Source organism: Paraburkholderia denitrificans, assembly GCF_042655705.1.
Classification (GTDB): Bacteria; Pseudomonadota; Gammaproteobacteria; order Burkholderiales; family Burkholderiaceae; genus Paraburkholderia; species Paraburkholderia denitrificans.
This window is the reverse complement of sequence record NZ_JBHSMP010000009.1, coordinates 34,629-47,041: the sequence shown is the minus strand read 5'-3', so window position 1 is coordinate 47,041 and position 12,413 is coordinate 34,629. Positions and strand designations below refer to the sequence as shown.

The window sequence follows — 12,413 nt, the reverse complement described above, 5'->3', positions numbered from 1 at the left end:
ACCCGCTCTGAGAAAAGAGGCACGTTCGGCAGCTTCTGCCGACGTGCCCGTTTGCGTTGAATCGGGCTATGGCGGTTGACGTCCCGTGTACTGACGACTGGCGGCGCGTGTCCTGACCGATGACAAGTGGACACGCCGCCGCGAAGTCAAAACCGCGCAGTTGGACAGATTCAGGATGTCAATTTTTCAACCTGAACACATTGACTGCCTGAGTCAATTCGCCAGCCTTTTTGTCTAATGCATCCGCCGAGGTGACAGCCTGTTCGACCAGCGCGGCGTTCTGCTGCGTCGTCTGGTCCATTTGAGCGACGGCCTGGTTGACCTGTTCGATGCCGTTCGTTTGCTCGTGCCCGGCTGCGGCGATCCCGCTGATGATGTCCGACACACGCTGGATGCTCTCCACGACTTCTTTCATCTTCGCGCCAGCTTGCTCGACGAGGGAAGTCCCGGCATCCACCTTGCCGACGGAATCGTCGATCAAGGCCTTGATTTCTTTGGCGGCCACGGCGGAACGTTGTGCCAGCGTGCGCACTTCGCCTGCAACAACCGCAAACCCCCGGCCATGCTCGCCCGCACGTGCGGCTTCCACCGCCGCATTGAGCGCGAGGATGTTGGTTTGGAAGGCAATGCCGTCGATGACGCCGATGATGTCGACGATCTTCCTCGACGACACGTTAATGGCCGACATGGTGCTCACCACTTCGGCCACGGCGTCCCCGCCCTGACCCGCGACACGCGAAGCTGCAACGGCCATCTCGCTCGCCTGATGCGCGTTCTCTGCATTCTCCTTCACGGTCGCCGTCAATTCCTCCATCGACGCGGCGGTCTGTTCCAATGCCGCCGCCTGTTGTTCGGTCCGTGACGACAGGTCGACATTGCCCGCAGTCATTTCGCTCGCGGCACCCGAGATCGCGTCGGCTCCCGAGCGCACCTTGGTTACGATACTCAGCAGGCTATCCTGCATGGTTTTCATCGTATGCAGCAGGCTGGAGTCGTCACCGGGTTTGACCTTGACCGCTTCGGACAGGTCACCGTCGGCAATCCGTCGCGCAGCGTCCGCGGCGGCTTCCAGTTCTCCGCCAACAGCCTTGTTCAAGCTTCGAATGACCAGCAGGCTTGCGCCATTCAGGAAAATGCCGACCACGGTCAGCGCGAAAAAAGCGAGCCAGAAGTCCTTGATCGTCGCGTCGGTCAGGTCATCAAGATAGACGCCTGTTCCGAACGTCCAGTCCCATGGCTTGTAGGTCAAGACATAGGTGCCCTTGGGAAATACCCTGGACTGATCCGGATTGCCCGGCTTGGGCCAGACATATTCCACCCACCCCTCGCCCCTGGTTCTCGCGATATCCGCCATGTCCCTGAACAGGTGGTGTCCCTTGGGATCTTTATAATCCGCTACGTTTTGCCCCTCCATCTCGGGCTTGATCGGGTGCAGCAGGATTTTAGGCTCGGAGGAGATCACAAAAAGGTAGCCATCCTTCCCAAAGCGCAGCGCTCTGATGCGTGCCAGCGCTTGTTGCTGCGCTTCAGCCAGGGGAAGTTTTCCGGCGGCCACCATCGCCGCGTAATCCTTTGCGATCGAGACGCCGATTTCGGTAGCCGATTTCATCGCAAGCTGCCGCTCTTCCAGCAGACGCACTTTGTTGTGGTAGAGGCCCGCTCCCGTCACCGCCCACAAACTGATCCAGCAAACAAACAGAGGGGCAAAGAGCTTTGCGCGAAAAGTCAGTTTCATGGTTTCCCCGAATGTCTTCGTCCATGACAGTTGTTAATACAACCATCTGTGCCTGCACGATCGGCACATGTCATTGGAGATTGTTTTCGATTTATTTTGTGTAGCTACGTTGGCCTGGTTCGAGGTGAATCGCTCCCGTTGATCGATACTAAAACGTATAAGGGCGATTTTCCAGGCCTGAACAGGCATTGCTTTGACCGGTACGATACGTTTGGCGTCGGCTGATGTACACCGTCATCGTTCGTAATGGCTGTGAAAGCAGGACGTGCCGGACAGCCCTGCCTAATTGCGCGATTGGATGCGATCTAATGCACCAGGGCGCGCCTCGGTTTGCCTGACAATCGCCTTCGGCCTGGCGGCGGTCCTGCACACAGGCATGGCTACTAATTGAGCCTGGTTTCAAGCCATGCACTGGAATCGTCCAGCGCCTTCTGTTCGATGCCGAGATAGCCGTGCGGAGATCGCGCGCCACACGCGTTGCCCGAGGCCGCGTCGGAGGATTCGGTGACAAGAACCACATGGTTCGCTTCGGCGAGCCGCCTGGCCCCGTAATACGGCGCCACTTTGCAGCCGTCGCGCTCGTTCGACATGATCATGGTCTTGTCGCGATACGCCCGCGGCACATCCAGGTCCGAAATACCGGGCTCGCGATTCGCGACTGATTTTGGCGAAGTCAGAACGTAGACATCGGCCAGGTCGCTCGCGTGCATGAGCATCGTGCCCACCGTGACCGTTCCACGGCTCGTGCTGTAGAGCACGACCTTTGCCCCCGGAAAGCGCTTGCGCACCTCTACCGACACGGCCTTCTGGTCGATGAGCGTATCGGCCGAGCGACGCACATAATCGTTCATGCCCAAATCGTCCTGATGGTCGGAAGGCGCGTCGACCTGAACGACGGCGTAGCCGTGGTCGACCCAATAGCTGGCCGTGCGGATCACAAAGTTGCCGCGCATGTTCGTGGGGCCGTGGTCGCTGAGCCTGAGAACGCCTTCGCCGCCCGCGTACAGCAGAACCACGGCCTTGGGCGTCGCCTGCTCCGGCGCCGTGATAAAGATGCTCTGCGTGACGCCTGGCCGCGTGGGCAACGTCACGAGATCGCCGTGATCGAGCGGTGCCGCACCTGCGTGCACCGCAATCAGCAAGGCCCCCAATGCACTTCCAACGCGTTTCATTATTCTGGTTTCTGTGGTAACAGCCGTTCGCACCCGGGCAGGGCATTGCTTCATGCCCCGCTCTGCCGGTTGCGAACGGGATATGGATACGGCAAACGCCGCATGGCGCGCGCTCAGACGTGCTCGGCCCGGACAAACGGCTTGATGCGCGCGAGCACGTCCTGAAGCTGTTCGCGCGCGCGTTCGGTGTCGTAATGGGCCTGTAGCTCCATCCAGCTGCGTGCGTCGGTGCCGAAAAAGACGGCGAAGCGCACCGCCGTGTCGGCTGTGATCGCACGCTTGCCGAGCACGATCTCGTTGACGCGGCGCGGCGGCACGTCAATCGCCTTGGCGAGTGCGTACTGGCTAATGCCGAGAGGCTTGAGCCAATCTTCCGAAAGAATCTCGCCCGGTGTCGCAAGCGGAACTTCGCGTGCCATGGTGATGCTCCTCAGTGGTAGTCGACGATACGGACTTCCGATGCGTCGCCGTCCGCGAAATGAAAGCAGATCCGCCATTGCACATTGATGCGCAGGCTGTAGTAGCCAGCCAGGTCGCCGGATAACCACTCGAGGCGATTGCCCGGCGGCACCCGCAGAAACAAAAGCGTGGCGGCGGCATGGATCTGCTGCATTTTGCGCACCGCAACCCGCTCGATGAGCGCGAAGCGTGCAACCCGGCGCCCGAAAAAGAGCGCCTCGGTATCCCGGCAAGCAAACGAAGTAATCATCGCAAATAGTAACGTAGCGCGTTAATAACATCAACCGTTACTATTGTGCCGAGGGTGTTTTCCGCCGCCCAGCCAGCCATTCGGCCAACCCCGGGCCAACCCGGGCGCGGCGCCGGACATCGAGCCAGTACACGGCAACTGCGCGACAACTGTGCGGCGCAACGCGCGCAGCGTGCCCGTTGCGGAACGGCGAGGGTCTCTTCTCGCTTCTTGCCCCCGCCGACGGCGACGCGCACGCCCGCGTGGCGTAAAATACCGGCTTTCCAGACCAGATCCTCATAATGACCCTCGCCACCACCCCCGAGATCATCGCCGAGCTCAAAGCCGGCCGGATGGTGATCCTCGTCGACGAAGAAGACCGGGAAAACGAGGGAGACCTCGTCATCGCAGCGGAATTCGTGACGCCCGAGGCGATCAACTTCATGGCGAAGTACGGCCGCGGCCTGGTCTGCCTGACGCTCACGCAAGAGCGCTGCAAGCAGCTCAACCTGCCGCTCATGACGTACCGCAACGGCACGCAGTACGGCACCGCGTTCACGGTCAGCATCGAAGCGGCCGAAGGCGTGACGACGGGCATTTCCGCCGCCGACCGCGCCCGCACGATCCAGACCGCCGTCGCGCACGACGCGCGCGCCGACCACATCGTCCAGCCGGGCCACGTATTCCCGATCATGGCGCAGCCTGGCGGCGTGCTCGTGCGCGCCGGCCACACCGAGGCGGGCTGCGACTTCACGGCGCTCGCCGGCCTCACGCCGGCTGCCGTGATCTGCGAGGTCATCAAGGACGACGGCACGATGGCGCGCCTGCCCGATCTCATCGAGTTCGCGCAGCAGCACAACCTGAAGATCGGCACGATCGCCGATCTGATTCACTATCGCAGCCGCACCGAGTCGATCGTCGAGCGCGTTGCCGAACGCACCATGCAGACGGCGCACGGCACCTTCCGCGCGATCATGTACATCGATCATCCGACGCGCACCCCCCATATCGCACTCGTGCGCGGCAAGCCCACGCCCGAGGTCGACACGCCGGTGCGCGTGCACGAACCGCTTTCGGTGCTGGATCTGCTCGAAACGGGCGCGTCCACGCACTCGTGGACGCTTGACGCCGCCATCCGCGAAATCGCGGGGCGCGATCTCGGCGTCATCGTCATGCTCAACTGCGGCGACACCAGGGAACATCTGATCGACGTCTTCACGGCGTTCGACCAGAAGGAGCGCGCGGAGGCGCTCGCGCGCCGTCCGGTCGACTTCAAGACCTACGGCATCGGCGCGCAGATCCTGCGCGAACTCGGTGTCGGCCGCATGCAGGTGTTGTCGAAACCGCGCCGCCTCGGCAGCATGTCGGGTTACGGGCTCGAAGTCACCGGCTTCGTGCCGATGCCCGGCAGCAGCACTGAAGCGCCCTGCCCGCCGGAAGGCGCCGAGCGCACCGCGACGCGCGCCTGACGGGCCTGGCCCCAGGCGCGCCCACTCACACGCGTCACCACGCTCAACCGAACCTACGGACACCACATGGAAATCGGACAATACCAACCGAACCTCGACGGCGACGGACTGCGCATCGGCATCGTCCAGTCGCGCTTTAACGAACCCGTCTGCAACGGCCTCGCGGATGCGTGCATCGAAGAACTCGAACGCCTCGGCGTGACGGGCGAAGACGTGCTGCTCGTCACCGTGCCCGGCGCACTGGAAATCCCGCTCGCGCTGCAAAAGCTCGCGGAAAGCGGCCAGTTCGACGCGCTGATCGCGCTCGGCGCGGTCGTGCGCGGCGAGACGTATCACTTCGAACTCGTTTCGAACGAGAGCGGCGCGGGCATCTCGCGCATCTCGCTCGACTTCGGCGTGCCGGTGGCTAACGCCGTGCTGACGACCGAAACCGAAGAGCAGGCCGTCGCTCGCATGACCGAAAAGGGTCGCGACGCCGCGCGCGTCGCGGTCGAGATGGCGAACCTCACGGTTGCGCTCGAACAGCTCGACGGCGGCGACGACGACGAAGACGAGGAAGACGAAGAGGAACAACGATGAAGAGCGCGCGCCGACGCTCCCGCGAACTGGCCACGCAGGGGTTGTATCAGTGGCTGCTGTCGGGTGTGCCCGCCGGCGAAATCGACGCCCAGCTGCGCGGTTCGCAGGGCTACGACAAGGCCGATCATGAGCATCTGGACGCGATCCTGCACGGCGTGATCCGCGACGCGGACACGCTGTCGGCCACCATCGCGCCGTGCCTCGACCGTCCGATCGAGCAGCTTTCGCCCGTCGAGCGCGCCGTGCTGCTGGTCGCGACTTACGAGCTCACGCATCACGTCGACATTCCGTACCGCGTCGTGATCAACGAGGCGGTCGAACTGACGAAGACGTTCGGCGGCTCGGACGGCTACAAGTACGTCAACGGCGTGCTCGACAAGTTGTCGGTGCAACTGCGCGCCACGGAAATTCAGGCTGCGCGCCGGTCCTGAGGCCAGGGCCAGAGCCGCACCGCATACGCGCGGCCCTGGCCTTTACCTTTGCCTTGACCCGCCTGCCGGTATGAAAGAACTGGAATCACCCGCATGAACACCGTTGCCGAACCGCTCTTGCGGCTTGCCGCGCGCGTCGACGAAATCCAGCCGTTCTACGTCATGGAACTGGCCAAGGAAGCGGCAAAACTCGAACGCGCCGGACGCGACATCATCCACATGGGCATCGGCGAGCCGGACTTCACGGCCCCGGAACCGGTGGTGGAAGCCGCCGCCGCCGCCCTGCGCCGCGGCGTCACGCAGTACACGAGCGCGCTCGGCATTCACGAGCTGCGCGAGGCGATCGCCGCGCATTACCAGCACGCCTTCGGGCTCACGATCGACCCGGCGCGCGTGGTGGTCACGGCGGGCGCTTCGGCAGCGCTGCTGCTTGCGTGCACCGCGCTCGTCGATCGCGACGACGAAGTGCTGATGCCCGACCCGTGCTACCCGTGCAACCGCCATTTCGTGGCGGCTGCGGAAGGCAAACCCGTGCTCGTGCCGAGCGGCCCGCAGGCGCGCTTCCAGCTGACCGCCGACGACGTCGAAAGCCACTGGACCGAACACACGCGCGGCGTGGTGCTCGCGTCGCCGTCGAATCCCACGGGCACGTCGATCGATCCCGCCGAATTGAAACGGATTGTGCAGACCGTGCGCGCGCGCGGCGGCTTCACGATCGTCGACGAGATCTACCAGGGCCTGAGCTATGACGCGCGGCCCGTTTCGGCGCTCTCGTACGGCGACGACGTCGTGACGGTCAACAGCTTCTCGAAGTACTTCAACATGACGGGCTGGCGTCTCGGCTGGCTGGTCGTGCCGCCTGCGCTCGTCGGCGCGTTCGAGAAACTGGCGCAGAACCTGTTCATCTGCGCATCGGCACTCGCGCAGTACGCGGCGCTCGCGTGCTTCGAGCCGGATACGCTCGCTATCTACGAGTCGCGCCGCCTCGAATTCAAACGACGCCGCGACTTCATTGCACCTGCGCTCGAAACGCTCGGCTTCAAGGTGCCGGTGATGCCCGACGGTGCGTTCTACGTCTACGCGGATTGCACCCACGTCGCACATCCGGCCGCGGGCGACAGCGACGCGCTGACCCGCGCGATGCTCCACGACGCGGGCACGGTGATGGTGCCGGGCATGGACTTCGGTGTCGCCGCGCCGCATCGGTACGTGCGGCTCTCGTATGCGACTGCGTACGAGCGGCTCGAAGAAGCGGTCGAACGGCTGCGCAAGCTGTTCAATCGCTAGGCACCGCGGCCGTATCGCGACGGCCAACAAAGCAGCAGGCAACAAAAAAGCACCCTCGGGTGCTTTTTTCATTTCCAGCGGACCTGCCGCATGTCGTGCCAACTTCGGTACGAACTACGCGCCGACTTCTGCCGACGAACCGTGCTTCTGCGTGGTCGTGCTGGCATCGTCCTGCTCCGATACCGCCTTGGCCGCGATCGAATGCGCACCGTCGAGCATCACCTGCACGCGCTTGTTGCCAGCCGCCTTCGACGCTGCGCTCACCGACGCGGTCTGGATGGGCGCCTGCGGCGCATTGATCGGCACGTTCCGGCCGCGAGCGACATCGCGCAAACGCCCGCGCTCGGCCATGACCTTGGCGCCGTAGCCGCCATCGTCCGGCGACGTCGACCCAACGTACAGACGCAGCCCGCCCGGCACCGAACCGCCGCGCGCGATACAGTCCTTCAGCACGAGCGCGCCGACCTTGATGTTCGCGAGCGGATTGAGCGCTGCGCTTTGTCCGCCGAAGTACTGGAACTTGTCCGAGTGGACCTTCGACATCACCTGCATCAGCCCCTGCGCACCGACACCGCTCTCGGCATACGGATTAAAGCCTGACTCGATTGCCATCACGGCAAGCAACAGCAGCGGATCGAGACCCACTTCGCGGCCCGTATCGAAGGCCGCTTTCACGAGTTCGCCCACCGGCCCCTGCGCCACGCGATAGCGGCGCGCGAGATAGCCGGAGACGAGCGACTGCTCGCGTTGAGACACTATGACGCGGTCGTCGCGGGCATCAGGTGTGATGCGCTGCGACGGAATCAGGCGTGCAAGCGAACCCACGCTCGGTAGCGAATGCGAATCGAGGCCGTTGAGGGTGACCGCGTTCAGCGTCGTCGCCATGCCCGCTTGTGCCGTGGCAGCGACGCTTGCGCCAGCGCTGCCGGTATCGGGCACGAGCGCCACCGGCAGGTTCGCGCCGTCGTTGTCGTCGGTCGCCGCGCCCGGGGGCGCGAAGGACGGCAGCGGATTGCCTTGCAGCAGGCGCGCCGGACCGGCCTGCACGGCCGCCGATACGAAGGGCATCAGGCGTGCGGCCAGCGCGCCGCGCCACGTGGGCAGCAGCCAGAGAGCGAGTGCAAGCAGAACGGCACAGCAGCCAACGAGGCTGAACAGGTTACGACTCAGGCGGGTGCCGCGCTCGAGCAGCGCGCGGAAGCCTTGCGACAGACGTCCGTCGGCACGCCACCACATTAACCAGGTATTCATCTACAGATCTCCCCATGGTGCATGATCCGGCAGACGGGGCGGCCAATCGCCAACTACCCATTGCAGGATCAAGACGCCGCGCGCCCTGGCTGGTGCGGCAGCGGCGTCGGGAAAACGGCAAGTACGCCGTGGGTGGAACTCCTCCTGTATTACATACGGCGGCACGCCAGGGGCGCGCTCAGGAGTTCTCACGCGAACAGCCAGCGCAAAGGCGCGCTGGCGAAGACTACTTATCTAGACCGTATGAAGCCGTGCAGGGAGTCGGCTTGACGGCGACGCATCGCGTCTGAAGGACCGGGACGGTGGTTAAAAATTGCAAGCCCTGCAACCAGTGTGTGCGGATTCTAGCAGCGTTTTATAGATCGTCAATACTATAGAACCTCGTAGTTATGACTATTTGTAATAATGAACAGCGTTCAATCCGTCGGGGCCGATACTCCAAGCGCGTTTCCGGCCCATTACGCATTGTGTCCGGCAGCGTGTGTCAGCCAACACATGTAAAATCGACAATCGAATTGCCGCGTCTGCCTGCCACGTCCGGCGACGGCGGCCCAATCCGCGCCCCAATCCGCGCCCCAACCCGCGGCCCAATCCGCAGCCCCAGCCGCCTCATGCGGCCCCGGCCATTCACTCGCTCCTGATGAAATACAAAGACCTGCGCGACTTCGTCGGTCGCCTCGAGACGCTCGGCGAATTGCGCCGCGTGCCCCAAGCCGTCTCCCCAGTGCTGGAAATGACTGAACTGTGCGACCGCGTCTTGCGCAAGGGCGGTCCGGCACTGCTGTTCGAGAACCGTTCGAACCATGCGTTCCCGGTGCTCGGCAACCTGTTCGGCACGCCGCGCCGCGTCGCACTCGGCATGGGCATCGATACGCCGGAGGGCGCGGGTGACGGCGCCGCGCTCGAATCGCTGCGCGACGTCGGGCGTCTGCTGTCCACGCTGAAAGAGCCCGAGCCGCCGCGCGGTCTCAAAGACACCGGCAAGCTCTTCACGCTCGCGAAAGCGGTGTGGGACATGGCGCCGAAGACGGTCAGCTCGCCGCCCTGCCAGGAAATCGTCTGGGAGGGCGACGATGTCGATCTCAAGCGACTGCCGATCCAGACCTGCTGGCCCGGCGACGCCGGTCCGCTCGTCACCTGGGGCCTCACCGTCACGCGCGGGCCGAACAAGACGCGCCAGAACCTCGGCATTTACCGCCAGCAGCTCATCGGCCGCAACCAGCTCATCATGCGCTGGCTCGCCCACCGCGGCGGCGCGCTCGACTTCCGCGAGTTCGCGCTGAAGAACCCCGGCAAGCCGTATCCCGTTGCCGTCGTGCTCGGCGCCGATCCGGCGACCATCCTCGGCGCCGTCACGCCCGTGCCCGACACGCTCTCCGAATACCAGTTCGCCGGCCTGCTGCGCGGCGCGCGCACCGAACTCGCGAAGTGCCTGACGCCGGGCGTCGATACACTGCAAGTGCCCGCGCGCGCCGAAATCGTGCTGGAAGGCTTCATCTATCCGCAGTCCGGCGAGCGGGCGCCGGCGCCCGCCGGAGCGCCGCCGCGCCCGTCGAAGGGCGCGAGCGCCGCTTACGAGCACGCGCTCGAAGGCCCCTACGGCGATCACACGGGTTACTACAACGAACAGGAGTGGTTCCCCGTCTTCACGGTCGAGCGCATCACCATGCGCCGCGACGCGATCTATCACTCCACCTACACCGGCAAGCCGCCCGACGAGCCCGCCGTGCTCGGCGTCGCGCTCAACGAAGTGTTCGTGCCCCTGTTGCAGAAGCAGTTTCCCGAGATCACCGACTTCTATCTGCCGCCCGAGGGCTGCAGCTATCGCATGGCGATCGTGCAGATGAAGAAGAGCTATCCCGGGCACGCAAAACGCGTGATGTTCGGCGTCTGGAGCTTCCTGCGCCAATTCATGTATACAAAGTTCATCGTCGTGGTCGACGATGATGTGAATATCCGCGACTGGAAGGAAGTAATCTGGGCAATCACGACGCGCATCGACCCTGCGCGCGATACCGTGCTCGTCGAGAACACGCCGATCGACTATCTTGATTTTGCGTCGCCGGTGGCCGGGCTCGGCTCGAAAATGGGTCTCGACGCGACCAACAAGTGGCCTGGCGAGACCACCCGCGAATGGGGCCGCGCCATCACGATGGACGCCAGCGTGAAGGCGCGCGTCGACCGGCTTTACGACGAACTGGGGCTCTGAGGCGAAGCGCGTCTTTGAGCCGCGTCGATACGCGCCATGCGCCAGGCACGGTGTGTATCGACAGACGACGCGACAGCCGCCGCGCCGCCGACGCACTCAGGAGACACGAAGATGATTCTGTCCGCAACGGAGCGCCTTACGCAGCTGAAGGACCCCGCCCTCTTCAAGACACGCGCCTACATCGACGGCGAATGGAGCGGCAGCACGACGGACTTTGCCGTGCTCGACCCCGCCGACAACACGGAGATCGCGCGCGTCCCTGACCTCGGCGCCGACGAGGCAAGGCGCGCAATCGCCGCCGCGCACGCCGCCCTGCCCGCGTGGAGCGCGAAAACCGGCAAGGCGCGCGCGGCGATCCTGCGCCACTGGTTCGATCTCGTGATCGAACACGCCGACGACCTCGCCACGATCATGACCGCCGAGCAGGGCAAGCCGCTTGCGGAAGCGCGCGGCGAAGTCACCTACGGCGCGTCGTTCCTCGAATGGTTCGCTGAAGAAGCGAAGCGCGTGAACGGCGACGTCCTCGCGAGTCCCGCCGCCGACCGAAAATTAGTGGTCCTGAAGCAGCCGATCGGCGTATGCGCTTCCATCACGCCGTGGAATTTCCCGATCGCGATGATCACGCGCAAAGTCGCACCCGCAATCGCGGCGGGCTGCACGATCGTCGTGAAGCCCGCCGAGCAAACGCCGCTGTGCGCACTCGCGCTCGCGGAACTCGCACAGCGCGCAGGCGTGCCGCGCGGCGTGTTCAACGTCGTGACAGCCGACGCGGCGAATTCAATCGAAATCGGCAAGGCATTGTGCGAGAGCGACGTCGTGCGGCATCTGTCGTTTACCGGATCGACGCCGGTGGGCCGCATCCTCATGCAGCAATGCGCGCCGACGGTCAAGAAAATCGCGCTCGAACTTGGCGGCCACGCGCCGTTCATCGTCTTCGACGACGCCGATATCGACGCAGCCGTCGAAGGTGCGGTGATTTCGAAGTATCGCAACGCGGGCCAGACCTGCGTCTGCACGAACCGTTTCTACGTGCACGATTCGATCTACGACGCGTTCGTCGAAAAGCTCGCCGCGGCATCGCGCAGGATCCGCGTCGGCAACGGCTTCGAGGCGGGCGTGACGCAAGGCCCGCTGATCGACGACGCCGCAGTCGAAAAGGTCGCACGGCATATCGGCGATGCGAGCGCGAAAGGCGCGACGCTCATCACCGGCGGCAGCGTGCGCGAGGGCCGTTTCGTCGAACCGACTGTGCTCGCGAACGTCACGCGCGACATGCTGATCGCGCGGGAAGAGACGTTCGGCCCGGTCGCCGCGGTGTTCCGCTTCAGCGACGAAGCGGAGGCGATCGAGCTCGCCAACGACACGGAATTCGGTCTCGCCGCGTATTTCTACAGCCGCGACATCGGCCGCGTGTGGCGCGTGGCCGAGGCGCTCGAATACGGCATGGTCGGCATCAACACGGGCCTCATTTCGAACGAGGTGGCGCCGTTCGGCGGCGTCAAGCAATCGGGGTTCGGCCGCGAAGGCTCGAAATACGGCATCGATGAGTATGTCGAACTGAAATACCTGTGTATTGGCGTTTGAGGACTGAA

General features: G+C 64.1%; 11 protein-coding genes. 6 read left to right on the top strand and 5 right to left on the bottom strand.

Annotation, left to right across the window (positions count from 1 at the left end):
- Positions 1–178: 178 nt before the first annotated feature.
- The 4 genes from ACFPTO_RS06110 to ACFPTO_RS06095 all read right to left on the bottom strand — a co-directional run bounded on the left by ACFPTO_RS06110 (position 179) and on the right by ACFPTO_RS06095 (position 3,616).
- Entirely contained in the window at positions 179–1,735 is a 1,557-nt protein-coding gene (locus tag ACFPTO_RS06110) for a methyl-accepting chemotaxis protein (protein ID WP_377710163.1), read from the bottom strand.
- A 383-nt stretch (positions 1,736–2,118) separates the two neighbouring features.
- Positions 2,119–2,907, bottom strand: a complete 789-nt coding sequence (locus ACFPTO_RS06105; RefSeq protein WP_377710162.1) for an alpha/beta hydrolase family protein — start codon at positions 2,905–2,907, stop codon at positions 2,119–2,121.
- A 113-nt stretch (positions 2,908–3,020) separates the two neighbouring features.
- Positions 3,021–3,326 carry a HigA family addiction module antitoxin gene (locus ACFPTO_RS06100; protein ID WP_293039117.1) on the bottom strand — a complete coding sequence of 102 codons (306 nt, stop codon included), beginning with the start codon at positions 3,324–3,326 and terminating at the stop codon, positions 3,021–3,023.
- Between the two features lie 11 nt (positions 3,327–3,337).
- On the bottom strand, positions 3,338–3,616 hold the full coding sequence (locus ACFPTO_RS06095; RefSeq protein WP_377710160.1) for a type II toxin-antitoxin system RelE/ParE family toxin: 279 nt from the start codon (positions 3,614–3,616) through the stop codon (positions 3,338–3,340).
- 281 nt (positions 3,617–3,897) lie between these two features.
- Between ACFPTO_RS06095 and ribBA the strand changes: the two genes are divergently transcribed.
- From ribBA to ACFPTO_RS06075, 4 genes are all read left to right on the top strand, one after another.
- Positions 3,898–5,064: a bifunctional 3,4-dihydroxy-2-butanone-4-phosphate synthase/GTP cyclohydrolase II gene (gene ribBA / locus ACFPTO_RS06090; protein ID WP_377710158.1), complete on the top strand. Its 1,167-nt coding sequence runs from the start codon at positions 3,898–3,900 to the stop codon at positions 5,062–5,064.
- A 66-nt stretch (positions 5,065–5,130) separates the two neighbouring features.
- On the top strand, positions 5,131–5,643 hold the full coding sequence (ribH, locus tag ACFPTO_RS06085; RefSeq protein ID WP_377710156.1) for a 6,7-dimethyl-8-ribityllumazine synthase: 513 nt from the start codon (positions 5,131–5,133) through the stop codon (positions 5,641–5,643).
- Positions 5,640–6,074, top strand: coding sequence for a transcription antitermination factor NusB (gene nusB / locus ACFPTO_RS06080; protein WP_377710154.1), 435 nt, complete (start codon positions 5,640–5,642; stop codon positions 6,072–6,074). The genes ribH and nusB overlap by 4 nt, the downstream gene beginning before the upstream one ends.
- Positions 6,075–6,167: 93 nt before the next feature.
- Positions 6,168–7,361, top strand: coding sequence for a pyridoxal phosphate-dependent aminotransferase (locus ACFPTO_RS06075; protein WP_377710153.1), 1,194 nt, complete (start codon positions 6,168–6,170; stop codon positions 7,359–7,361).
- Between the two features lie 114 nt (positions 7,362–7,475).
- Here ACFPTO_RS06075 and ACFPTO_RS06070 read toward each other — a convergent pair whose 3' ends face one another.
- Positions 7,476–8,612 carry a transglycosylase SLT domain-containing protein gene (locus tag ACFPTO_RS06070; RefSeq protein ID WP_377710152.1) on the bottom strand — a complete coding sequence of 379 codons (1,137 nt, stop codon included), beginning with the start codon at positions 8,610–8,612 and terminating at the stop codon, positions 7,476–7,478.
- Between the two features lie 640 nt (positions 8,613–9,252).
- On the opposite strand from ACFPTO_RS06070, the gene ACFPTO_RS06065 reads away from it, so the two are divergent.
- Both ACFPTO_RS06065 and ACFPTO_RS06060 read left to right on the top strand, forming a co-directional pair.
- Entirely contained in the window at positions 9,253–10,821 is a 1,569-nt protein-coding gene (locus ACFPTO_RS06065) for a UbiD family decarboxylase (protein ID WP_377710151.1), read from the top strand.
- A gap of 111 nt (positions 10,822–10,932) precedes the next feature.
- On the top strand, positions 10,933–12,405 hold the full coding sequence (locus ACFPTO_RS06060; protein ID WP_377710150.1) for an NAD-dependent succinate-semialdehyde dehydrogenase: 1,473 nt from the start codon (positions 10,933–10,935) through the stop codon (positions 12,403–12,405).
- Positions 12,406–12,413 lie beyond the last annotated feature (8 nt).

Coding starts and splice junctions, on each gene's coding strand:
- ACFPTO_RS06095 (WP_377710160.1), bottom strand. CDS start 3,616: ATGATTACTTCGTTTGCTTGCCGGGATACCGAGGCGCTCTTTTTCGGG.
- ACFPTO_RS06065 (WP_377710151.1), top strand. CDS start 9,253: ATGAAATACAAAGACCTGCGCGACTTCGTCGGTCGCCTCGAGACGCTC.
- ACFPTO_RS06075 (WP_377710153.1), top strand. CDS start 6,168: ATGAACACCGTTGCCGAACCGCTCTTGCGGCTTGCCGCGCGCGTCGAC.
- ribBA (WP_377710158.1), top strand. CDS start 3,898: ATGACCCTCGCCACCACCCCCGAGATCATCGCCGAGCTCAAAGCCGGC.
- ACFPTO_RS06060 (WP_377710150.1), top strand. CDS start 10,933: ATGATTCTGTCCGCAACGGAGCGCCTTACGCAGCTGAAGGACCCCGCC.
- ribH (WP_377710156.1), top strand. CDS start 5,131: ATGGAAATCGGACAATACCAACCGAACCTCGACGGCGACGGACTGCGC.
- ACFPTO_RS06110 (WP_377710163.1), bottom strand. CDS start 1,735: ATGAAACTGACTTTTCGCGCAAAGCTCTTTGCCCCTCTGTTTGTTTGC.
- ACFPTO_RS06100 (WP_293039117.1), bottom strand. CDS start 3,326: ATGGCACGCGAAGTTCCGCTTGCGACACCGGGCGAGATTCTTTCGGAA.
- ACFPTO_RS06070 (WP_377710152.1), bottom strand. CDS start 8,612: ATGAATACCTGGTTAATGTGGTGGCGTGCCGACGGACGTCTGTCGCAA.
- ACFPTO_RS06105 (WP_377710162.1), bottom strand. CDS start 2,907: ATGAAACGCGTTGGAAGTGCATTGGGGGCCTTGCTGATTGCGGTGCAC.
- nusB (WP_377710154.1), top strand. CDS start 5,640: ATGAAGAGCGCGCGCCGACGCTCCCGCGAACTGGCCACGCAGGGGTTG.